The following is a 21,524-nucleotide window of genomic DNA, read 5'->3' as shown; positions in this document are numbered from 1 at the left end:
CCCACCGACAGCACGAGTGACGCCATGATCCTTTACCCCGCCATCGACCTCAAGGACGGGGCCTGCGTGCGGCTCTTGCGCGGCGACATGGCGGCGGCGACGGTGTTCGGCACCGACCCGGCGGCGCAGGCCCGCGCCTTCCAGGACGCCGGGGCCGAATGGCTGCATCTGGTGGACCTGAACGGCGCCTTCGCCGGCCAGCCGGTGAACGGCGCGGCGGTCGAGGCGATCCTCGACGCGGTCACCGTCCCGGTCCAGCTCGGCGGCGGCATCCGCGACATGGCGACCATCGACGGCTGGCTGGCGCGCGGCATCGCCCGCGTCATCCTCGGCACCGTCGCGGTCGAGAACCCGGCGCTGGTCGAGGAGGCCGCCCGCGCCCACCCCGGCCGCATCGCCGTCGGCATCGACGCCCGCGGCGGCCGCGTCGCCACCCGCGGCTGGGCCGAAGATACGGAGGTCACCGCGACCGACCTGGCCCGCCGCTACGAGGACGCGGGCGTGGCCGCGATCATCTATACCGACATCGACCGCGACGGGGCGATGGGCGGCCCGAACACCGCGGCGACCGAGGCGCTGGCCCGCGCGGTCGCGGTCCCGGTCATCGCCTCGGGCGGGGTGTCGTCGCTCGCCGACCTCGTCGCGCTGCGCGACACCGGGGTGATCGCCGGGGCGATCTCGGGGCGGGCGCTCTATGACGGGGCGCTGGACCTCGGGGATGCGCTCGCGGCGCTGCGCTGACGCCGGCCCAGTCGGGCGGAGGCGCTTGGGGGGCGGGCGATCAGCTTGCCTTCCCCCGGCCCGCTGCCTAGATAGGCGCGATTCCGAACCAAAGGCGAAAACCCGTGGAAAACGTCGTCCTGACCGTGCATCTCATCCTGGCGCTCCTGCTGATCGGGGTGGTGCTGCTGCAGCGGTCCGAGGGCGGCGGGCTGGGCCTCGGCGGCGGTGGCGGCGGGGTCATGACCGGCCGGCAGGCCGCCAACGCGCTGTCGCGCGCCACCTGGATGCTGGCCACGGGCTTCCTGATCACCTCGATCGCGCTGACGGTCATCGCGGCGCGCAACTCGGCGGGCGTGTCGGTCGTCGACCGGCTGGGCGGCTCCACCGCCCCGGCGACGCCCGCACCGACCACGGGCCTGCCGACGCTGCCGACTTACGCGCCGCCGCCCGGCAGCGGCCAGCCGGTGCTGCCGCCCGGCGCCGCCGCGCCGGTGACGCCGGCCGCGCCTGCTTCGACGGCGCCCGCCACGACCGAGCCGGTCACCCCTGCCGCCACGGCGCCGGTTGCCCCGGCCCCCGCCGACCCGGCTCCCGCCGCGGCGGAAAGCCCCGCAACCACCACCACTACCACCACCACCGTCCCGGTGACGGCGCCCGCCGCGCCCTCGAACTGATCCACAACCCTTGGGGGCGGCCTCGCCCCCGCCCTACCACACATCGCGGTCCGTTGCGGCAACGCGGAGAATCGGCTATAGCTCGACTCCCGTGATGGTCGCGGCTTTTGCCACGGCCTGCTTGGCTGAACCTCACGGGAGTCTCATGGCGCGTTACATCTTCATCACCGGCGGCGTGGTCTCCTCCCTCGGCAAGGGGCTCGCCTCGGCGGCGCTCGGGGCGCTGCTGCAGGCCCGCGGATACACCGTGCGGCTGCGCAAGCTCGACCCCTATCTCAACGTCGACCCCGGCACGATGTCGCCCTTCGAGCATGGCGAGGTCTTCGTCACCGACGACGGCGCCGAGACCGACCTCGACCTCGGCCATTACGAGCGCTTCACCGGCGTCAGCGCGCGCCGCACCGACACGATCAGCGCCGGCCGGGTCTATTCCAACGTGCTGGAGAAGGAGCGCCGCGGCGAATACCTCGGCAAGACCATCCAGGTCATTCCGCACGTCACCAACGAGATCAAGGACTTCCTCGCCATCGGCGAGGACGAGGTGGATTTCCAGCTCTGCGAGATCGGCGGCACCGTCGGTGACATCGAGGGGTTGCCCTTCTTCGAGGCGATCCGCCAGTTCATGCAGGACCGCCCGCGCGGCCAGTGCATCCTGATGCACCTGACGCTGCTGCCGTGGCTGGCGGCCTCGGGCGAGCTGAAGACCAAGCCCACCCAGCACTCGGTCAAGGAGCTGCGGACCATCGGCCTGCAGCCGGATGTGCTGGTCTGCCGGTCCGAGCATCCGATCCCTGACCGCGAGCGGGCCAAGATCGCGCTCTTCTGCAACGTCCGCCCCGACAGCGTGATCCCGGCCTACGACCTCAAGTCGATCTACGAGGCGCCGATGGCCTATCACCGCGCGGGCCTTGACCGGGCGGTGCTCGACGCTTTCCAGATCAGCCCCGCGCCCAAGCCCGACCTGCGCCGGTGGGAGGACGTGATGGACCGCCTGAACAACGCCGAGGGCCAGGTCCGCATCGCCATCGTCGGCAAGTACACGCAGCTCGAGGATGCCTACAAGTCCATCTCCGAAGCGCTGACCCATGGCGGGATGGCCAACCGCGTCCGCGTCCGCCCCGACTGGATCGCCGCCGAGGACATCGAGAAGGAGGGGGGCACCCACCTGCTCGACGGCTACGACGGCATCCTCGTCCCCGGCGGCTTCGGCGAGCGCGGGACCGAAGGGATGGTCGCCGCTGCCCGGTACGCGCGCGAGCGTGACGTGCCCTATCTCGGCATCTGCCTCGGGATGCAGATGGCCGTGGTCGAGGCGGCGCGCAACCTCGCCGGCATCCCCGACGCGGGTTCGGAAGAGTTCGACCACGAGGCCGGCGCCGGCCCCGACACGGGACGCTTCACCCCGGTCGTCTATCACCTCAAGGAATGGGTGCAGGGCAACCACAAGGTCGAGCGCAAGCTGTCGGACGACAAGGGCGGAACGATGCGGCTCGGGGCCTATACCGCCGTCCTCGCCCCCGGCAGCCGGATCAGCGAGGTCTATGGCGGGGCGACCGAGATCGAGGACCGCCACCGCCACCGCTACGAGGTGGACGCCCGCTACCGCGACCAGCTCGAGTCGGCGGGGATGGTGTTCTCGGGGATGTCGCCGGACGGGCGACTGCCCGAGGCGGTCGAGATCGAGGACCACCCGTGGTTCATCGGCGTGCAGTCCCACCCTGAGCTGAAGTCGAAACCCTTCGAGCCGGCGCCGCTGTTCGCGGACTTCATCCGCGCCGCCAAGGATCAGGAGCGGATGGTGTGAGCCTGCGGCTGCGCCCCGGCCATCATGCGGCGGCGCTGCTGATCGCGGCGCTGCTGGCCGCCCCGGCGGCGCGGGGGGATGCGCCGCTCTTCATCGTCGAGCCGTCGCAGATGCCCTTCGACCTCGGGCCGGGGGCGCCGGCGAACCAGCCCGCGCGGGCGGCGAACCTGCCGACGGCGGCGGGCAATTCTTCGGGCGCGCCGGGCAGTTCCTCGACCACCCACGCCAATGCGCCCGACAACCCGGCGAACGGCCCCGACGGCGGGCGGGCGATCTGGGCCGGGGACGAGGTGGTGGGCTACTACACCCGCAACGGCGGGACGCTGAACCTGTTCAGCCGCAGCGGCCGGCGCGTTGCCTATCGGCCGCGGGGCGGGCACACGCGGTCGCTCTTCTCGCCCGCCGGACGCTGGTGCGGGACGGTGGCCGACAGCGCCTCGGGCGTGGCCTTCGGGCTGACCCGCGCCTGCGCGCAGGCGCTGCTGGACTAGGCCGGCCGCACCGCTCCTGCGCCCGTGAGCCAGCGCGTCGGGCGCCTACCCCTTGCGCCGGCCCGCCGGGGCCGCGGGCTTCCCCGCCCCGGACCGCGCCCCCGCGGCGGGGGCAGAGGGCGCCGCCACCCCCTCCTTCACCCGCGCCGCCAGGTCCTTGGCCACGCCGAACGCCCCCTTGATGCGCTCGGCGTCCGTCGACCACGCGGCCGACACGACGATCTTGTTGTCCACGATCCGCGCCGTGCCCTTGTGCTCGGTCAGGAAGGCGACGAGCCCGGCCGGGTTCGGGAACTTGTCCTGGTGGAACTGCACCGTCGCCCCCTTCGGCCCCGCGGTGAGCGAGGCGATGTTGGCGCGCTTGGCCATCGCCTTGATGCGGATCACCAGCATCAGCGTGTTCACCTCGCGCGGCAGCGGCCCGAAGCGGTCGATCAGCTCGGCCGCGAAGCCCTCGAGCTCGACCTTGGTGGTCAGCTGCGCCAGCCGCCGATAGAGGTCCAGCCGCACGTCGAGATCGGGGATGTAGCTTTCGGGGATCGTCACCGGCACGCCGAGGTTCAGCGTCGGCGCCCAGTCGTCGTCCGGCGCGCCGTCGATCTCGCCCGACTTCAGCCGCGCGATCGTCTCCTCCAGCATCGCCTGGTAGAGCTCGAACCCCACCTCCTTGATGTGGCCCGACTGTTCTTCACCGAGCAGGTTCCCCGCCCCGCGCAGGTCGAGGTCCTGGCTGGCGAGGTTGAACCCGGCCCCCAGCGAATCGATCGAGCCGAGGAACTTGAGCCGCCTTATCGCCTGCGGGGTCAGCGGCACCCGCGGCTTGGTGGTCAGGTAGCAATAGGCCCGTGTCCGCGACCGCCCGACCCGGCCGCGGATCTGGTAGAGCTGCGCCAGCCCGAACATATCCGCCCGCCACACCACCATCGTGTTGGCGCGGGGAATATCGAGGCCCGATTCCACGATCGAGGTCGCCAGCAGCACGTCGTGGCTGCCGTCGTAAAAGGCGTTCATCCGCTGGTCGAGGTCGCCCGCCGCCAGCTGCCCGTGCGCCACGATGACCGACACCTCGGGGACGTGCTCCTTGAGCCAGTCCTCGACGTCCGGCAGGTCGGCGAGCCGCGGGACGACGAAGAACGACTGCCCCCCGCGGTATTTCTCGCGCAACAGCGCCTCGCGGATGGTCACGCTGTCGAACTCGGACACGTAGGTGCGGATCGCCAGCCGGTCCACCGGCGGCGTGCCGATGATCGAGAGATCGCGTACCCCGGTCAGCGACAGCTGCAGCGTCCGCGGGATCGGCGTCGCGGTGAGCGTGAGGACGTGGATGTCGGAACGCAGCTCCTTCAGCCGCTCCTTGTGGGCGACGCCGAAATGCTGCTCTTCGTCGATGACCAGAAGGCCGAGGTCTTTGAACTTCACCTGCTTGGCCAGCACCGCATGGGTGCCCACGACGATGTCCACGGTCCCGTCGGCCAGCCCCGCCCGCGTCGCCGCCGCGTCCTTGGCCGAGACGAACCGCGACAGCGGCCGCACGCTGATCGCCGTGCCGCGGAAGCGTTCGGCGAAGCTGCGATAGTGCTGGCGGGCGAGCAGCGTCGTCGGCGCCACCACCGCCACCTGCTTGCCCTGGCTCGCGGCGAGGAAGGCCGCGCGCATGGCGACCTCGGTCTTGCCGAAGCCCACGTCACCCACCACCAGCCGGTCCATCGGCCGCCCGGCGGCGAGGTCCTCGGCCACGTCGGCGATGGCCGCGGCCTGATCGTCGGTCTCGGTCCAGGGGAAGCGGGCGGCGAACGCCTCCCACTCGTGGTGCTCTGGTTCCAGCACCGGGGCGGCGCGCAACATCCGCTCGGCCGCGACCCGCATGAGACGGTCGGCGATCTGGCGGATGCGCTCCTTCAGCCGGGCCTTGCGGGCCTGCCAGGCGCCGCCGCCGAGCTTGTCGAGCAGCCCTTCCTCGTGGCCATAGCGGGTGAGCAGCTCGATGTTCTCGACCGGCAGATACAGCCGGTCGCCGCCCGCATATTCCAGCGCCACGCAGTCATGCGGCACACCCAGCGCGCGGATCGTCTCGAGCCCCGTGTAGCGGCCGATCCCGTGCTCGACATGGACGACCAGATCGCCGGGGGTCAGGCTCTGGGTGTCGCGCAGGAAATTGTCGGCCCGCCGGCGTTTCTTCGCCCCGCGGATCAGCCGGTCGCCCAGCACGTCCTGTTCCGAGATCACCGCCAGCGGCCCGGTCGCCTGACCGTCGGCCACGAACCCCTCGTCCAGCGGCCAGACGGCGAGGCCGAGCGCGTTGCCCTTGGGCAGCCCGCGGATGTCGTCGATGGGGGTGCCGGTCAGCCCCTCGTCGGCCAGAAGCCCGGTCAGCCGCTCGCGCGCGCCTTCCGAGAAGCTGGCGATCACGACCGGGCGCGATTTCTGCAGGTCGCGGACATGGGCCGCGAGGGCGCCGAACAGGTCCGCCTTTTCCGCCTGCCGCTCGGGCGCGAAGTTGCGTCCGACGTGCCCGCCCGCGTCCAGCACCCCCGGCCCCGGCGGATGCGCCAGCACCGCCAGCCGGATCACCCGGTGCCGGGCCAGCCAGCGCGCCCACTCCGCGTCGTCCGCGAACATCTCGGCCGGCGCCACCGGGCGATAGGGGCTGTCGCCGCCCTTCCGCGCGAGGCTCTCGCGGCGGGCGTCATACTGCTCGGCGATGGTGTGGGCGCGGGCCTCGCGGTGCTGGTCGAGGTGGTCGTCCAGCACCAGCGTCGCCCCGGGCAGATAGTCGAAGAGGCTGTCGAGCCGTTCGTGAAACCACGGCAGCCAATGCTCCATCCCGGCGATCTTCTGCCCGGCGCTCACCGCCTCGTAGAGCGGATCGTTGGCGCCGCCGCCGTATTCGGCGCGGTAGCTCTGGCGGAACCGGGCGATCGCGTCCTCGTCGAGGATCACCTCGGACATCGGCGCGATCTCGACCCGGTCGAGCGGGGCGAGGCTGCGCTGCGTCTCGGGGTCGAACCGGCGGATGCCGTCGAGCACGTCGCCGAAGAGGTCGAGCCGCACCGGCCCCGCGCCGCCCGGCGGGTAGATGTCGATGATCCCGCCGCGGATCGCATAGTCGCCCGGCTCGCTGACCGTGGGCGATTGCGAGAAGCCCATGCGGACGAGGAACCCGCGCAGCGCGCTTTCGTCCAGCCGCGCGCCCTTGGTGGCGATGAAGCTCGCCCCGCGCACCGTCTCGGCCGCGGGCAGGCGCTGGATCGCGGCGTTCATGGTCGTGAGCACCACGAAGGGCGGCTTGATGGCGCCCGTGGCGAGCGCCGCGAGCACCTGCAGCCGCTGCGCCATGATCTCGCCCGAGGGCGAGACGCGGTCATAGGGCGTGGTGTCCCAGGCCGGAAACTCGAGCACCGCCAGCGCCGGGGCAAAGAACCCGAGCGCCGCGCGCATGGCGGCCATGCGGCGGTCGTCGCGGGCGATGTGGACCACCGGCGCGCCGCGGGCGGCCTCGCGCGCGATGAGGGCGGCGTCAAAGCCCTCGGGCGCGCCAGAGAGGATCAGGGTTTCGGGCATGAGCGGTGAGGTAAACTGCACGGGCGCGGTGTCAAGATGGGCTGCCCGGCGCCCAGCGGCCTAAAGCCCGTTCGGATGCAGCGCCAGCCAGCGCGTCCCCCAGATCGCGGCGAGCGCGACCGCCGCCATCGACAGCGCCATCGTGCCCCGCAGGTGCCGCACCATCACTGCGGCCGCCTCGGCCGCGGCGGGAACGGCGCCGGTGCGCCCCGCCTCGGCCTCGGCCAGCACCCGGCCCAGCCGCGCGGCCAGCCGCACCCGCATCAGCGCCAGCAGCGCCATCGGCGCGACGAGCAGCGTCAGCGCCTGCGCGAACTGCCGGTCGTAGAGGAACCCCAGCCCCGCCAGCGCGCTCAGCAGGAACGCCGCGACCGCCGTGAGGATCACCCCGTCGTGCGGATCGACCCGCCAGCGCGGGATCACAAGCGACAGCCAGTCGAGCAGCAGCATCGCCTCGGCCCGGATCGCACTCGCATCCTCCGCGGCCTCGGGCTCGCGCGTCCTGCGGTGCACGCGACGGACGAGGTCGGTCGGCACCCCCAGGGCGCCGCGGCCGAGCCAGCTCCACAGCCCGGCCAGCACCAGCCAGTACCAGACCGAGCCGAAGGACCGCGTGTCCAGCACGGAAACCAGCCCCTCGATCCCCCGCATCCTTGCCCCTGATGTCCCTGGTCCGGCGGCCACCCTAGCGCCGCGCGGCGGGCGGCCGCAACCTGCCGGACGGAGGCGACGCCGGGTCCGCAGGGTTCATCGCATCAAATCCGACTGAACCAACGGGTCCGCGTCGCGCGCCCCACCGGCGCCACAGGCGGTTGCGGCCCAGCGCGGGATCGTGGCAGGTGGGTCAAACCCAACTCTCAGGTGCGCGACGTCCGACCTGATGCTCATGAGGCCGCCCATGCCTGCCACGCCGATCATCGCCCCGTTCCCCGCCACCCGCCTGCGCCGCCTGCGCCGCACCCCGGCGCTGCGCGCGCTGACGGCCGAGCGGCACGTCTCGGTCGCAAACCTGATCTGGCCGATCTTCGTGACCGAGGTGGCGGGCGGCGAGGGCGAGATCGCCTCGATGCCCGGGGTCGAACGGCTGACGCTCGATGGCGCGAAGCGCGCGGCCGAACGCGCCGCCGGCCTCGGCATCCCCGCGATCTGCATCTTCCCGCACTCGGACCCCGACCTGAAGACCGAGGATTGCGCCCGCGCCTGGGACCCCGAGAACATCGGAAACCGCGCCATCCGCGCCATCAAGGAGGTCGCCCCCGACCTCGCGGTGATGACCGACATCGCGCTCGACCCCTACAACATCAACGGCCACGACGGCTTCGTGCGCGACGGCGTGATCCTGAACGACGAGACGATCGAGGCGCTGGTCAGCATGGCGCTGGCGCAGGCCGAGGCGGGGGCCGACATCCTCGGGCCCTCGGACATGATGGACGGGCGGATCGGCGCGCTGCGCGGGGCGTTGGAAGGGGCAGGCCACAAGGATGTGGCGATCCTCAGCTATGCGGCGAAATACGCCTCGGGCTTCTACGGCCCGTTCCGCGACGCGGTGGGCGCATCGGGGCGGCTGGTGGGCGACAAGAAGACCTATCAGATCAACCCCGCCAACCGCGACGAGGCGCTGCGCTGCGTGGCCCGCGACCTCGCCGAGGGCGCCGACATGGTGATGGTGAAGCCCGGGATGCCCTATCTCGACATCTGCCGCGAGGTGAAGGACCAGTTCGGCGCGCCGACCTATGCCTATCAGGTGAGCGGCGAGTACGCGATGCTCGAGGGCGCGATCCGGGCCGGCTGGCTCAAGCGCGAGGTGGTGGTGGAGAGCCTGCTGAGCTTCCGCCGCGCCGGCTGCGACGGGATCCTGACCTACTACGCGCCGATGGTGGCCGAGATGCTGGCGGCGGGCTGAAGGACCAGTTCGGCGCGCCGACCTCCACCTATCCGGTGACCGGCGAGGACGCGGTGCTCGAGGGCGCGATCCGGGCCGGCTGGCTCAAGCGCGAGGTCGTGGCTGAGAGCCTGCTCAGCTTCCGCCGCGCCGGCTGCGACGGGATCCTGACGTACTACGCGCCAATGGTGGCCGAGATGCTGGCGGCGAGGACGCGGTGCTCAAGGGCGCGATCCGGGCCGGCTAGCTCAAGCGCGAGGTGTGGTGGAGAGCCCTGCTCAGCTTCCGCCGCGCTGGCTGCGACGGGATCGTATTACGGACTGAGCAGGCTTTGTCGGCGCATCGCAGCCCGGTGTGGCCACTCATGGCCACATCGAGCAAGGCACTCAGGCGATGCATAGCCGGGGCATTGCAGGCGTGTTGGCGGCGGTGGCAGCGCGAAACGCGCGCCGAGCCAATCCCTGAGCCAATCGGCCGGCCGGCCTCACCGCAGCCCAAACCCGCCAGATTTCTTCCTGCCCAAATATCCCGGGGTCCGGGGCAGCGCCCCGGTCCGGCGTCGCCACAAAGACCGACGGCGCCTTAGCGCCTCAGCTCCCGTGGATGATCCGCACGTAGTTCGTGGTCTCGCGGTAGGGCGGCACGCCGCGGTACTTCGCCACCGCGCCCGGCCCGGCGTTGTAGGCCGCGAGTGCCAGGCGCCAGTCGCCGAAGGTATTGTACATCATCCGCAGGTAGCGCGCGCCGCCCTCGAGGTTCTGGATCGGATCACGCGGGTTCACCCCGAGCTTGGCGGCGGTGCCCGGCATGAGCTGCGCGAGCCCCGTCGCGCCCTTGTGCGACCGCGCCCCGGCGTTCCAGCCCGATTCCTGCTGGACGAGGCGCAGGAACAGATCCTCGGGCACCCCGTGCTTGCGGGCCATCGCCCGGGCGTGCGGCAGGTACTGGCTGCGCTGGTTGCCCGCATAGCGCGGGATCGCCCCGCCCGAGGTCGACACCCGCCCGTCGAGGTTGATGATGGTGACCGTCTTCACCTTGCCGTTCGCGTCCGGCCGCAACCGCTGCGAGCGCTGGTACTGCGCCGACAGCCGCGAATCCATCAGCTGGGTCTGGCGGGCGAACTGCGCCGCGCGGGACTTGGAGGATGCGCCCCCGAGCCTCAGCCCGTCGGCCTGCGCCGGGGCGGCCACCGCCACTGCGGCCAGTGCGAGCGCGGCGACCTTGGCCGCACCCGACACACCACCCCACATCCCCGTCAATGCTGCACGCATCTGATGCCCCTCGCCGGTTATCGTTTTGCAGGAACGATACCCGAAAACCGCGCCAGAACCATAGCGCCGGGCGACGCGGTTCCGCGGGGCGCCGCCGGATCGGCGGAAACTCGCCGAGTCCGGCCGCAAGCCATTGATCTCAGAACGGAATGTCGTCGTCGAAATCGGCGCCGCCGCGGCCACCCGAGCCGGACCCGCCGGACGAGCCGCCCGACGCGCCGCCGCGGTCCGACCCGCCGCCGTAGCCGCCGTCGTAGTCGCGCCCGCCACCGCCCGAGCCGCGGCCATAGTCACCGTCGCCGCCGTAACCGCCGCCGCCGCCCGAGCCGCCGCGCCCGTCGAGCAGCGTCAGCTCGCTGCGATAGGGGCGCAGCACGACCTCGGTGCTGTATCTGTCCTGCCCGGACTGGTCCTGCCACTTCCGGGTCTCGAGCTGGCCCTCGATGTAGACCTTGCTGCCCTTCTTCAGATACTGCTCGGCGATCCGGCCCAGCGGTTCCGAAAAGATCGCCACCGAGTGCCACTCGGTCCGCTCGCGCCGCTCGCCCGAGTTGCGGTCCTTCCACTGCTCGGACGTGGCGATGCGCAGGTTCACCACCTTGCCGCCGTTCTGGAAACTGCGGACTTCGGGGTCCTGACCCAGATTTCCGATCAGGATGACCTTGTTGACGCTCCCTGCCATTGTGCGGCCTCCTTGTGGGTCTCGTGCTGGCTGTCTTACTGCCCCAAGCTTAACGCGGGGTAAAGTTCGCCGCGGCTCTTACCGCGCCCCTTACCGCGCGGCGGCGAGCGTCTCGGCGATCCGCGCCGGCGGCACGTCGTCGGCGACGAACGCCTCGCCGATCCCGCGCGCGAGGATCAGTCGCAGCCGCCCGTCCACCACCTTCTTGTCCTGCCCCATCAGCCCGATCAGCGCCTGGTCGTCGGGCAGCGCGCCGGGAATGTCCGACAGCCGCGACGGCATCCCCATCGCGGCGAGGTGCTGGGTCACCCGCGACGGCTCTTCCTGCGAACACAGGCCCAGCCGGGCCGAGAGGTCGAAGGCCAGCGCGCAGCCGATCGCCACCCCCTCGCCGTGCAGCAGCCGGTCCGAATATCCCGTGGCGCTTTCCAGCGCATGGCCGAAGGTATGGCCGAGGTTGAGAAGCGCTCGCTCACCCTGCTCGGTCTCGTCGCGCACGACGATCCCCGCCTTCATGGCGACCGAATGGGCCACCGCGTGCTCGAGCGCCTCCGCGTCGCCCCGCAGCCCCGGCCCGTGGGTCTCGAGCCAGTCGAAGAACGCCGCGTCGCCCAGCAGACCGTATTTCACCACCTCGCCATAGCCGGCCCGGAAGTCCCGGGCGGGCAGCGTCGCCAGCGCGTCGGTGTCCGCGAGCACCAGGCTCGGCTGGTGGAACGCCCCGATCAGGTTCTTGCCTTGGGGCGCGTTGATCCCCGTCTTGCCGCCGACCGAGCTGTCCACCTGCGCGAGCAGCGTCGTGGGCATCTGCACGAAGCGTACGCCGCGGCGCAGGATCGCCGCGGCGAAGCCCGCGAGATCGCCGATCACCCCGCCGCCCAGCGCGATGACGATGTCGCGCCGCTCGATCCGCTCGTCGAGCAGCCACGACACCGCGCGGCCGAGGTGATCCCAGGACTTGGTGGCCTCGCCCGCGGGCAGCGCCAGCGCCGAATGTGCGATGCCCGCAGCGTCGAGCGCCGCTTCGAGCCGCGGCAGGTGCAGCGCGGCCACCCGCGCGTCGGTCAGGATGGCGACCCGCGGCCGGGCGAGCAGCGGGGCGATCTCGTCGCCCGCGCGGTCGATCAGGCCGGGGCCGATGCGGACCTCGTAGGCGCGGTCGCCAAGGGGCACGGGAACGATGCGGGTCATGCGGGCTCCAGGATCTCGGGTCGGTGGGTGCGGATCGCCTCGAGCACCCGCGCGGCGGTGTCGTCGACCGAGTTCTCGGCCCGGACCGGCACGGTGATCTCGGCCAGCGCATAGCTCGGGGCGCGCTCGGCGAGCAGCCGGGCGAGGGTGCCGCGCGGGTCGGGCGTCTGCAAGAGCGGCCGGGTCGGGCGCTGGCGCACCCGGTTCCACAGCACCCCCAGCGGCACGTCGAGCCAGACCGAGACCCCGCGCGCCGCCACCTGGGCGCGGTTCTCGGCGCTCATCCAGGCGCCGCCGCCGGTCGAGACGATGCCGGGCTTGCCGCGCAGCACGCGGGCCAGCACCTCGCTTTCGCGGGCGCGGAAGAAGGCCTCGCCGTCGCGGGCGAAGATCTCGGGGATGGTCATGGCGGCGGCGCGGACGATCTCGGCGTCGGTGTCGCGCAGGCTGACGCCCAGCCGCCGGGCGAGTTCCGCGCCGACGGCCGACTTGCCGGCCCCCATCATGCCGACCAGCACGATGCTGCGTTTCACCACCCCTGCCCCCTTCGCTGGCCGCCCGGTGCTCGCTGATGCCGCAGGGCCGGGGCGAACGCCACAGGAAATTGACCGTCTCGGGGGCGGCGGGGGCGGCGGCGCGCAGGGCACGCGGGCGCTCAAGCCTTTCCCCCCTGGCCCGGACGGGTTAGACCTCCGCCGAACGGGACGGCCCGGCCCGATTGCCCCGCGACGGGGCCGGGGAACGAAAGGATACCGCGAGCCATGCGCCTCTTGCGCGTCATCATCTTCCTGCTGCTGGCCGGGTTCGCCGGGCTGGCGGGCTATGCGTATTTCGGCGACATGGCCGCCGATCCGCAGCCGATGCGGGTGCCGGTGCAGATCGACCTCGGGTCGGGGCCGGGCGCCGCGCCGGCGGCGCCTGCGGCGGGCGCAGCCCCCGCCGCGGCCACGCCGGCCGAGGCCACCGCGCCGGCCACGACCGCGCCGGCCGAGGGCACCGCCCCCGCGGCAGACGCCCCCGCCACCGCGGAAGGCGCGGCCGATGCGTCGCTGGACTGACCTCGCGCTGGCGGCGCTGCTCGGGCTTACGCTCGGCGGCGCGGCCTCGGCGCAGGACATCGGCATCGGGATGCCGAGTTCGGCGAGCGACTGGCTTTCGGGCAAGGCCCCGCCGCGCACGCCGCCCACCGCCTGGCGCCCCGGCGACCCCCGCCCGACCGAGGCCGAGCGCCGCCGCCCCCTGCCCCCGCCCGCGCGCCCCGCGACGCGCGCCAAGGGCACTGGCGCGGGCGTCGCCGAGACGGCGGCGGTCCCGCGGGTCGGGGTCACGCGGCTCTCGAACGGCAACCCGGACGCCAAGGGCGCGGTCCCGGCGGGGGCCGCGGGCCTGCCCCGCGACCTCTGGGGCGCGGCCGCCGCGGGCGACATCGCCGCGGCGCTCGGGTCCGCCCAGCCGCGGCTCGCGGCGACGCGGGCGCTGCTGGTGCGGATGCTCACCGCGCAGCTCGACGCCCCCACAGGCACGCCGGGCGGCGCGGCGGGCACCGGCGACGAGGGGCGGCTCTTTCTCGCCCGCACCGACCGGCTGATCGCCCTTGGCCTCGTCCCCGAGGCCGAGGCGCTGGCCCGCGCCGCCGGCACCGGCAGTGCCGAGGGCTTCGCCCGCCGCTTCGACGCCGCCCTCTATCAGGGCGACGCGACCGAGGTCTGCCAGCTCATGGCCGACCGCCCGGGCCTCGCCCCCGACCTCGCCGCCCGCGCCTATTGCCTCGCGCAGGCGGGCGACTGGCCGGCCGCGGCGCTGACGCTCCACGGGGCCCGCGACGCCGGGCTGATCCCGCCGCAGACCGTGGCGCTGCTGGAGCGCTTCCTCGACGATTCGAGCGCCGATCTGGCCGAGGCGCTGCCCGATCCGCGGGCCGTCTCGCCGCTCGAGTTCCGGCTCTTCGAGGCGATCGGCCAGCCGCTGGCGACGAGCCAGCTGCCCCTGCCCTTCGCCTGGTCCGATCTCGGCGGCGACGCGGGCTGGAAGGCCGAGATCGAGGCGGCCGAGCGCCTCGCCCGCGCCGGCGCCATCGACCCCGCACGGCTCGCCGCGGCCTATGCCGAACAGAAGCCCGCGGCGTCGGGCGGGATCTGGGACCGGGCGGCGGCCTATCAGCGCCTCGACGCGGCACTCGGCGCGGGCGATGGCGCCGCGCTGGCCGAGGCCCTGCCCGACGCCGAGCGCCGCTTTGCCGAGGCCGGGCTGCTGCCCGCGCTCGCCCGGCTGGTGGCGGTGCGCCTGCCGGCCGCGGGGCTCGACGGCCCGGCCGCCGAAAGCGCGGCGCATCTGCGGCTGCTGGCCGGCGTGCCGGTGCCGGGCGCCGCAAGGCTGCCCGAGGCCGACCGAGCGCTGGTGCAACTGGCCGAAGGTCACCCGGCGGCGGCGCCTGTCGCCGCGGACGGGGATGGGGCCGACGCGGACCGCACGGCGCCCCTCGCGCCCGCCGCGCCCGCAGACACCGCTCAGGCTTCGGACACCCGCCCCGCCGCCGACGGCCCCGCCCCGCCCCCCTACAGCGACCCCGCCTACGCCCCCGGCAGCCCGGGCGCAGCCTATGCCGCGGCGTTGCGGACCCCGCCCGACCTCGCGCCCCCGCCGCAGGGCCGCGGGCTGGCGCTGCTTGCCGCGCTGACGGACGTCGAGGCCGGGCTGGACGGCGACACCGCCCGCGCCGCTGGCGGGCTCGCGGCACTGACCCGCCTCGGCCAGCCCGAGACGGCCCGCCGCGCCGCGGTCGAGCTGCTGCTGACCGACCATCTCGGCGGCCCCCGCCGGTGACACGCCGGTGACCCCGCCGGGGCGCCCGCGCGGCGCGGCCCGCCCGCCCGTCGCGCCGGGCCCCCACACGGGCCCGCCGGATGCGCAGGACCGGCCCGGCAGCCCCGACGACCTGCGCCGCGTCGGCGCCTTCCTCGACGCCCGCGCGGCCGAGGCCGGGGCGGCGCGCAACACCGTGCTCGCCTATGCCCGCGACCTCGCCCACCTCGCGGCCTTTGCCCGCGCGCGGGGCACCTCGCTCACCACCATCACCCGCGACGGGATCGAGGCCTATCTCGCGCGGCTGACCGACCTCGGCCTGTCGCGCGCCACCCGCGCCCGCCGCCTCTCGGCGATCCGGCAGTTCACCCGCTTCGCGCTGGAAGAGGGGTGGCGCGACGACGACCCGGCAATCCGCCTGACCGGCCCCGGCCGCTCGCCCCGCCTGCCCCGCACGCTCACGCAAGGACAGGTCGAGATGCTGCTCGCCGCCGTCCCCGCCCACGGCGCGACCGAAGCCGAGCGGGCCCAGAACACCGTTGCGCTCGAGCTGATCTACGCCACCGGGATGCGGGTGAGCGAGCTTGTCTCGCTGCCCGTCGCGGCGCTGCGCGGCGACCCCGAGGTGATCCTGATCCGCGGCAAGGGCGGGCGCGAGCGGATGGTGCCGCTGACCCGCCCGGCGCGCGCGGCGGTGGCGCGCTGGCTCACCCTGCGCGACGCGGCCCCGGCGGACAGCCCGCTCGGCAGGCTGGTGCGCGGCACGGGCGCGCGCTGGCTCTTTCCGGCGCGCGGGGCGGCGGGACACATGACCCGGCAGGCGTTCCACGGGATGCTGGCGAACCTAGCCGCCAGCGCCGGCCTGCCGCCGGGGGCGGTCACGCCGCACGTGCTGCGCCACGCCTTCGCCACCCACCTGCTCGAAGGCGGGGCGGACCTGCGCGCCATCCAGACGCTGCTCGGCCACGCCGACCTTGGCACCACCGAGATCTATACCCATGTCGTGGACGCGCGGATGCGCGACCTGGTGCTGCGCCACCACCCCCTCGCCGACCTCGACGGGGCCGACGGGCCCTACGACGACCCGGACGCCGACGACCCGGACGGCGCCTGACCCGACCGCCGCCAAGCCCCGCCCCGCAGCCCCCGCGCGCCCCCAGCCTTGCAACCGGGACGCGCCCTGCCTATCACCCCCCCGACCCCCCCCTTTCCTCGCTCTGAAAGCCGCGCCGATGCCCCTCACCCAAGCCCGCCTCGCCGATCCCGACCACTGGAGCCTCGCCAGCGCGATCCGCGTGCTCAGCATGGACGCGGTCGAGGCCGCCAACTCGGGCCACCCGGGGATGCCGATGGGCATGGCCGACGTGGCGACCGTCCTCTGGGGCAAATACCTCAAGTTCGACGCAGCAGCCCCCAACTGGTTCGACCGCGACCGCTTCATCCTCTCGGCCGGGCACGGCTCGATGCTGCTCTATTCGCTGCTGCACCTGACCGGCTTCGACGAGATGACCCGCGACCAGCTGCGCAACTTCCGCCAGTGGGGCGCGATCACCGCGGGGCACCCGGAATACGGCCACGCCGACGGGATCGAGACCACCACCGGCCCGCTCGGCCAGGGCTTCGCCACCGCCGTCGGCTTCGCCATGGCCGAGGCCAAGCTGCGCGCCGAGTTCGGCGAGGAGCTCTGCGACCACCGCACCTGGGTCATCGCCGGCGACGGCTGCCTGATGGAGGGGATCAGCCAGGAGGCGCTGACGCTGGCCGGGCACCTGCGGCTCGGGCGGCTGATCGTCCTCTGGGACGACAACAACATCACCATCGACGGGCCGGTGTCGCTGACCGATTCGACCGACCAGCTGGCGCGCTTCGCGGCCTCGGGCTGGCGGACGCTGTCCTGCGACGGCCATGACGCCGCCGACATCGACCGCGCCCTCGCCGCCGCGGTCGAGGATGACGGCCGCCCGGTGCTGGTCGCCTGCAAGACCACCATCGGCTACGGCTCGGCCAAGAAGGGCGGCACCTCGGGCGTCCACGGCTCGCCGCTCGGCGCCGACGAGATCCTCGCCACCCGCACCGCCTATGCGTGGGAGCACGAGGCCTTCGACATCCCCGACGACCTCGTCGCCCGCTGGCGCGAGATCGGCCGCCGCGGCGCCCAGGACCGCGAGGCGTGGGTCGCCCGCGTCGACGCGCTGCCGGCGGATCGCCGCGACGCCTTCGCCACCCGCATCTCGACCGAGGTGAACCCCGCGCTCGCCCCGGCCATCGCCGAGGTCAAGCGCAAGGCCGTGGCCGACCGGCCCAAGATCGCCACCCGCAAGGCCTCGGAACTGGTGCTCGACGCGGTGAACCCGGTCATGCCCGAGACCATCGGCGGCTCGGCCGACCTGACCGGCTCGAACAACACCAAGACCCCGGACCTCGGCGTGTTCGACGCCCAGAACCGCGCCGGCCGCTATGTCCACTGGGGCATCCGCGAGCACGGGATGGCGGCCGCGATGAACGGCCTCGCGCTGCACGGCGGCTTCCGCCCCTATGGCGGGACGTTCCTCTGCTTCACCGACTACGCGCGCGGCGCCATGCGGCTCTCGGCGCTGATGGGGGTGCCGGTCGTCTATGTGATGACCCACGATTCCATCGGCCTGGGCGAGGACGGTCCGACCCACCAGCCGGTCGAGCATCTCGCCATGCTGCGCGCCACCCCGAACAGCTGGACCTTCCGCCCCGCCGATCTGGTCGAGACCGCCGAGGCGTGGGAACTCGCGCTCTCGGCCGAGGCGACGCCCTCGGTGCTGGCGCTCTCGCGGCAGAACCTCGCCGCGGTGCGGATCGAGCACACGGACGAGAACCTGACCGCGCGGGGCGCCTATGTGCTGCGCGAGGCGTCCTCTGCCCCGCAGGCGATCCTGATGGCCTCGGGCTCCGAGGTCGAGATCGCGGTCAAGGCCGCCGAGGCGCTCGAAGCCGACGGCGTGCCCACCCGCGTCGTCTCGGTCCCCTGCATGGAGCTCTTCGCCGAGCAGCCCGAGGACTATCGCGCCGAGGTGCTGCCCGAGGGCCCGGTCCGCGTCGCCATCGAGGCCGCCGTGCGCCAGCCCTGGGACTGGCTGCTTTTGGGCGAGCGCGGCAACTGGAAGCGCGCGGCCTTCGTCGGCATGACCGGCTTCGGCGCCTCGGCCCCGGCCGACCGGCTTTACAAGGAATTCGGGATCACCCCCGAGGACACCGTGGCGCAGGTCAAGGCGTTGCTGTGACCGTTCCGGCGCGGCGGCCGGTGCACGCGCCGACCGCGCGAGGGGTTGGGGTGACGGTGGGCGGTGCGGTTCATCGGGCCGCGCTGCATCTGCTGCGGGCACCGGCACGGCGCGCCGGTGGTCGGCGCGACGCCAAAGCGCGCCCGGCCCACGCCGGCCGTGCGATCCTGTGCTGGCCTCGTCCCACGCCCCCGTCGCGCGGACCCGCCGCCCGCCGCGACGGCTCACACCCCGCGCCGGGCGTCTGTCTGGCCCAAATACCCCCGCGCCACTCAAGCCCGAGGGTCGGCTGATGCGCCCGCTTCCCCGCGCCAAGGCGCTGATGGGGCGCGAGGCGGATGCGGTGCGCGTCCCCCTCTCCACCCCCACGCCCCAGACCCAGCGGCTGGGCATCCTGATGCTGCTCGGCTCGGTGATGCTGTTCACGATGATGGACGCGCTCGGCAAGCACCTGACCCAGAGCTACCACCCGGCGCAGGTGATCTGGATGCGGATGGCGATCAACCTCGCCATCGTCCTCGCGGTGCTGGCGCCGCGGCTGAGGACCGTGGCGCGCTCGAACTCGCCGTGGCTGCAGGTCGGGCGGGGGCTGACGCAGGTGGCCTCGATCGGGCTCTTCTTCACCGCCCTCCAGCACATCGGGCTGGCCGAGGCGACCGCGATCATGGACATCAACCCGGTGCTCATCACGCTGGGCGCGGCGGTGTTCCTGGGCGAGCGGATCGGCATCCGCAGGCTGGCCGGGGTGGCGGTCGCGCTCGCCGGTGCGCTGGTCATCATCCGCCCGGGCGCGGGCGTGCTGCACCCGGCGGCGATCCTGCCCTTCATCGCCGCCTTCACCTATGCGGCGGGGGCGATCATGACCCGGCTCGTGCGCGGCGATTCGACCGCGACCTCGATCCTCTGGTCCACCACCATCGCAACCCTCGGCGTCTCGGTCGTGGCGCCCTTCGTCTGGCAGCCGATCGCCGCCTCGGACCTCTGGGCGTTCGTCGGCATGGGGCTGCTCGGCACGGTGGCGCAGGCTTTGCTGATCCGCGCCTTCTCGCTGGCCGAGGCCGCCGCCGTCGCCCCCTTCGGCTACACCGGGTTGATCTGGGCGGGGCTCTGGGGGGCGCTCTTCTGGGGCACCTGGCCGGATCTCTGGACGCTGGTCGGGGCGGCGATGATCGTCGGTGCGGGCATCTATGTCTGGGCCCGCGAGGCCCGCGCCATGCGCAACGCAGGCGGTTGAGCGCCATGTCGCGCCCCCCCGCACCCCCGTCGGACCGCGCCCCCGGCCCCGCGCCGGGGACGGACGGCGCGCGGACGGACGGGGGGCGCCGGGCGACTGAGGCATCGGGCGAAGCTTCGGCGATCAGCCCTATGGAGCAGCCCGGGGCACCGTCCGGCCTTGCCCCCGAGGGCGGGGCGGCCGCCGAGAGCACCACGTCGCCCGCACCCAACCCCGAATCGTCGGCTTCCCTCCCCCGCACCCCTGACGAGCGCGCCTCGGTGAGCGGACGAGACTCGGCTCTCTTTTCCTCACCCGCCCCCACGCCGAACGCCACGCCCACGTCCACCGGGGCCACGCCAGACCGCACCGGCGCCCCCGCCGCCCCGCCCGAGCCGCCCATCCCCCTCCTCGACCGCCTCGCCAGCGGCGCCTTCCTCGGCCTCGTCGGCGTGCTGCGGCTCCTCCCCTATCCGCAGCGCATCGCCGCGATGGGCTGGATCTTCGCCCATGTCGCGGGCCCCCTCGCCGGCTGGCGGCGGCGCATCCGCGCCAACCTCGCGCTGGCCTGCCCCGAGCTGACCCGCGCCGAGGTCCGCCGCCTGACCCGCGCCGTCCCCGACAACGCCGGCCGCGCGCTGATGGAGATCTACGCGGGCACCGCCTTCACCGCCCGCGTGACCGCCACCGACCCGCTCGAGGGGCCGGGGCTGCCGGTCCTCGAACAGGCCGCGGCCGCAGGCCGGCCGGTGATCCTCGCCTGCGCGCATTTCGGCAATTACGACGCCATGCGGGCGGCCCTCGCGGCGCGCGGCTGGCCGGTCGGCGCGCTCTATCGGCCGATGAACAATCGCGCCTTCAACCGCCACTACATCCCCGCCATCGAGGCCATCGCGAAACCCCTCTTTCCCCGCGCCGGCCGCGGCGGGCTGGCCGCGATGATCCGATTCCTGCGGCAGGGCGGGATGCTGTGCCTCGGGTTCGACCAGTACGACCGGCACGGGGCCACGCTGCGCTTCTTCGGCCTGCCGACCGAGACGGTGCTGACCCCGGCGGAACTGGCGCTGAAATACCACGCGCCCCTCGTCCCCATCGCCGGCATCCGCCAGCCCGACGGGCTGTCCTTCCGGGTCCGCGTCGGCGCGCCGGTGCCGCCCGGCACGCCGCAGGCGATGATGCAGGCGCTGAACGACGACCTCGAATCCCTCGTCGCGGCACACCCCGACCAGTGGTTCTGGGTCCACCGCCGCTGGAAGAACCTCGCCCCGCCCGGCCCCGGCCCCGCGGCGCCCGGCCCGCTCGAGCCGCCCGGCCCCGCCATCCCGGCCGATCCCGACGCCCGGTGACGCGGCGTCCCGAAACGGTTTCCCTTGCCCCCGTCAGGGGGTATAACCCCGCGACAGTTGCCCCCCGGGAACGCCGCCCAGAGACGGCCCACAGGCAGAAAGAGCAGATGAGCGACACCGAACAGACCCGCCCGCATGATGGCGACGCCGCCTTCATCCAGGCCCTCGCCGAGCTTCTCAACCGCAACGAGCTGACCGAGCTGACCGTCAAGCGCGAGTACGGCGAGAACGACAAGCTCACGGTCGAGTTGTCCAAGCACGGCAAGCAGGTCATCGTCCAGGCCGCCGCCACCCCCGCCGCCCCCGCCTATGCCCCGGCCCCCGCCGCGCCCGCGGCGGGCGCGCCCGGCTTCGCGAGCCCGGCCCCCTCGGCCGGCGCCGATCCGGCCAGCCTGCCCGGTGCGGTCACCTCGCCCATGGTCGGCACCGCCTACCTCGCCGCCGAGCCGGGGGCCGCGCCCTTCGTCACCGTCGGCCAGCAGGTCGCCGAGGGCGACACGCTGATGATCGTCGAGGCGATGAAGACGATGAACCACATCCCCGCCCCGCGCGCCGGCACCGTGCGCCGGATCATGGTCGAGGACGGCACCCCGGTCGAATACGGCACGCCGCTGATGGTCGTCGAATAAG

The 21,524-nt window shown here is 73.5% G+C and carries 19 protein-coding genes; 13 read left to right on the top strand and 6 right to left on the bottom strand.

The window, feature by feature from the left end; all coding sequences use genetic code 11:
• Positions 1-24 precede the first annotated feature (24 nt).
• From hisA to HGN31_RS14800, 4 genes are all read left to right on the top strand, one after another.
• Positions 25-741: a 1-(5-phosphoribosyl)-5-[(5-phosphoribosylamino)methylideneamino]imidazole-4-carboxamide isomerase gene (gene hisA, locus HGN31_RS14815; RefSeq protein ID WP_036734563.1), complete on the top strand. Its 717-nt coding sequence runs from the start codon at positions 25-27 to the stop codon at positions 739-741.
• A 104-nt stretch (positions 742-845) separates the two neighbouring features.
• Complete coding sequence (gene secG / locus HGN31_RS14810; RefSeq protein WP_168783696.1) at positions 846-1,397, top strand: preprotein translocase subunit SecG; 552 nt, start codon at positions 846-848, stop codon at positions 1,395-1,397.
• A gap of 145 nt (positions 1,398-1,542) precedes the next feature.
• Complete coding sequence (locus HGN31_RS14805; protein WP_036703637.1) at positions 1,543-3,201, top strand: CTP synthase; 1,659 nt, start codon at positions 1,543-1,545, stop codon at positions 3,199-3,201.
• Positions 3,198-3,692, top strand: coding sequence for a hypothetical protein (locus HGN31_RS14800; RefSeq protein WP_244961051.1), 495 nt, complete (start codon positions 3,198-3,200; stop codon positions 3,690-3,692). Before HGN31_RS14805 ends, HGN31_RS14800 begins: the two co-directional genes overlap by 4 nt.
• A gap of 45 nt (positions 3,693-3,737) precedes the next feature.
• Here the strand turns inward: HGN31_RS14800 and mfd are convergent, their stop codons facing one another.
• Both mfd and HGN31_RS14790 read right to left on the bottom strand, forming a co-directional pair.
• Positions 3,738-7,253 carry a transcription-repair coupling factor gene (mfd, locus tag HGN31_RS14795; RefSeq protein ID WP_168783695.1) on the bottom strand — a complete coding sequence of 1,172 codons (3,516 nt, stop codon included), beginning with the start codon at positions 7,251-7,253 and terminating at the stop codon, positions 3,738-3,740.
• A 60-nt stretch (positions 7,254-7,313) separates the two neighbouring features.
• Entirely contained in the window at positions 7,314-7,904 is a 591-nt protein-coding gene (locus HGN31_RS14790; protein ID WP_168783694.1) for a hypothetical protein, read from the bottom strand.
• A 247-nt stretch (positions 7,905-8,151) separates the two neighbouring features.
• On the opposite strand from HGN31_RS14790, the gene hemB reads away from it, so the two are divergent.
• On the top strand, positions 8,152-9,156 hold the full coding sequence (gene hemB / locus HGN31_RS14785; protein ID WP_168783693.1) for a porphobilinogen synthase: 1,005 nt from the start codon (positions 8,152-8,154) through the stop codon (positions 9,154-9,156).
• Between the two features lie 35 nt (positions 9,157-9,191).
• On the top strand, positions 9,192-9,536 hold the full coding sequence (locus HGN31_RS14780; RefSeq protein WP_342355779.1) for a hypothetical protein: 345 nt from the start codon (positions 9,192-9,194) through the stop codon (positions 9,534-9,536).
• A gap of 189 nt (positions 9,537-9,725) precedes the next feature.
• On the opposite strand, the gene HGN31_RS14775 is transcribed toward HGN31_RS14780, so the two are convergent.
• From HGN31_RS14775 to HGN31_RS14760, 4 genes are all read right to left on the bottom strand, one after another.
• The gene (locus HGN31_RS14775) at positions 9,726-10,385 is read right to left on the bottom strand and encodes a lytic transglycosylase domain-containing protein (RefSeq protein ID WP_036703643.1); all 660 of its coding nucleotides are present in this window, start codon (positions 10,383-10,385) and stop codon (positions 9,726-9,728) included.
• Between the two features lie 160 nt (positions 10,386-10,545).
• Positions 10,546-11,088: a single-stranded DNA-binding protein gene (gene ssb, locus HGN31_RS14770; RefSeq protein WP_168783692.1), complete on the bottom strand. Its 543-nt coding sequence runs from the start codon at positions 11,086-11,088 to the stop codon at positions 10,546-10,548.
• Between the two features lie 90 nt (positions 11,089-11,178).
• Complete coding sequence (gene aroB, locus HGN31_RS14765) at positions 11,179-12,279, bottom strand: 3-dehydroquinate synthase (RefSeq protein WP_168783691.1); 1,101 nt, start codon at positions 12,277-12,279, stop codon at positions 11,179-11,181.
• Complete coding sequence (locus tag HGN31_RS14760; protein WP_036734582.1) at positions 12,276-12,812, bottom strand: shikimate kinase; 537 nt, start codon at positions 12,810-12,812, stop codon at positions 12,276-12,278. Before HGN31_RS14760 ends, aroB begins: the two co-directional genes overlap by 4 nt.
• Positions 12,813-13,040: 228 nt before the next feature.
• Here HGN31_RS14760 and HGN31_RS14755 point away from each other — a divergent pair, with 228 nt between their 5' ends.
• From HGN31_RS14755 to accB, 7 genes are all read left to right on the top strand, one after another.
• A complete protein-coding gene (locus tag HGN31_RS14755) occupies positions 13,041-13,337 on the top strand; it encodes a hypothetical protein (protein ID WP_211096307.1) in 297 nt (98 codons plus the stop codon).
• Entirely contained in the window at positions 13,321-15,102 is a 1,782-nt protein-coding gene (locus HGN31_RS14750) for a hypothetical protein (protein ID WP_168783690.1), read from the top strand. The genes HGN31_RS14755 and HGN31_RS14750 overlap by 17 nt, the downstream gene beginning before the upstream one ends.
• A 112-nt stretch (positions 15,103-15,214) precedes the next feature.
• Positions 15,215-16,195 (top strand): tyrosine recombinase, encoded by a 981-nt coding sequence (locus HGN31_RS14745; protein ID WP_211096385.1) that lies wholly within the window; start codon positions 15,215-15,217, stop codon positions 16,193-16,195.
• A 118-nt stretch (positions 16,196-16,313) separates the two neighbouring features.
• A complete protein-coding gene (tkt, locus tag HGN31_RS14740; RefSeq protein WP_168783688.1) occupies positions 16,314-18,335 on the top strand; it encodes a transketolase in 2,022 nt (673 codons plus the stop codon).
• Positions 18,336-18,627: 292 nt separating this feature from the next.
• Entirely contained in the window at positions 18,628-19,569 is a 942-nt protein-coding gene (locus HGN31_RS14735; protein ID WP_244961050.1) for a DMT family transporter, read from the top strand.
• 380 nt (positions 19,570-19,949) lie between these two features.
• Positions 19,950-20,894, top strand: a complete 945-nt coding sequence (locus HGN31_RS14730; RefSeq protein ID WP_244961228.1) for a lysophospholipid acyltransferase family protein — start codon at positions 19,950-19,952, stop codon at positions 20,892-20,894.
• A gap of 107 nt (positions 20,895-21,001) precedes the next feature.
• The gene (gene accB / locus HGN31_RS14725; protein ID WP_036736183.1) at positions 21,002-21,523 is read left to right on the top strand and encodes an acetyl-CoA carboxylase biotin carboxyl carrier protein; all 522 of its coding nucleotides are present in this window, start codon (positions 21,002-21,004) and stop codon (positions 21,521-21,523) included.
• The last annotated feature ends 1 nt before the right edge of the window (position 21,524 follow it).

Origin of the sequence: Paracoccus sanguinis, from assembly GCF_012689545.1 — a bacterium.
Classification (GTDB): domain Bacteria; phylum Pseudomonadota; class Alphaproteobacteria; order Rhodobacterales; family Rhodobacteraceae; genus Paracoccus; species Paracoccus panacisoli.
The sequence above is the reverse complement of the archived record's forward strand: the minus strand, read 5'-3'. Positions and strand labels throughout refer to the sequence as shown.

What these genes read in the sequence shown, in the direction of transcription:
- HGN31_RS14775 (WP_036703643.1), bottom strand. Translation starts at nt 10,385, where the DNA reads ATGTGGGGTGGTGTGTCGGGTGCGGCCAAGGTCGCCGCGCTCGCACTG.
- HGN31_RS14790 (WP_168783694.1), bottom strand. Translation starts at nt 7,904, where the DNA reads ATGCGGGGGATCGAGGGGCTGGTTTCCGTGCTGGACACGCGGTCCTTC.
- hemB (WP_168783693.1), top strand. Translation starts at nt 8,152, where the DNA reads ATGCCTGCCACGCCGATCATCGCCCCGTTCCCCGCCACCCGCCTGCGC.
- HGN31_RS14805 (WP_036703637.1), top strand. Translation starts at nt 1,543, where the DNA reads ATGGCGCGTTACATCTTCATCACCGGCGGCGTGGTCTCCTCCCTCGGC.
- ssb (WP_168783692.1), bottom strand. Translation starts at nt 11,088, where the DNA reads ATGGCAGGGAGCGTCAACAAGGTCATCCTGATCGGAAATCTGGGTCAG.
- mfd (WP_168783695.1), bottom strand. Translation starts at nt 7,253, where the DNA reads ATGCCCGAAACCCTGATCCTCTCTGGCGCGCCCGAGGGCTTTGACGCC.
- tkt (WP_168783688.1), top strand. Translation starts at nt 16,314, where the DNA reads ATGCCCCTCACCCAAGCCCGCCTCGCCGATCCCGACCACTGGAGCCTC.
- accB (WP_036736183.1), top strand. Translation starts at nt 21,002, where the DNA reads ATGAGCGACACCGAACAGACCCGCCCGCATGATGGCGACGCCGCCTTC.
- aroB (WP_168783691.1), bottom strand. Translation starts at nt 12,279, where the DNA reads ATGACCCGCATCGTTCCCGTGCCCCTTGGCGACCGCGCCTACGAGGTC.
- HGN31_RS14755 (WP_211096307.1), top strand. Translation starts at nt 13,041, where the DNA reads ATGCGCCTCTTGCGCGTCATCATCTTCCTGCTGCTGGCCGGGTTCGCC.
- HGN31_RS14750 (WP_168783690.1), top strand. Translation starts at nt 13,321, where the DNA reads ATGCGTCGCTGGACTGACCTCGCGCTGGCGGCGCTGCTCGGGCTTACG.
- hisA (WP_036734563.1), top strand. Translation starts at nt 25, where the DNA reads ATGATCCTTTACCCCGCCATCGACCTCAAGGACGGGGCCTGCGTGCGG.
- HGN31_RS14735 (WP_244961050.1), top strand. Translation starts at nt 18,628, where the DNA reads ATGCGCCCGCTTCCCCGCGCCAAGGCGCTGATGGGGCGCGAGGCGGAT.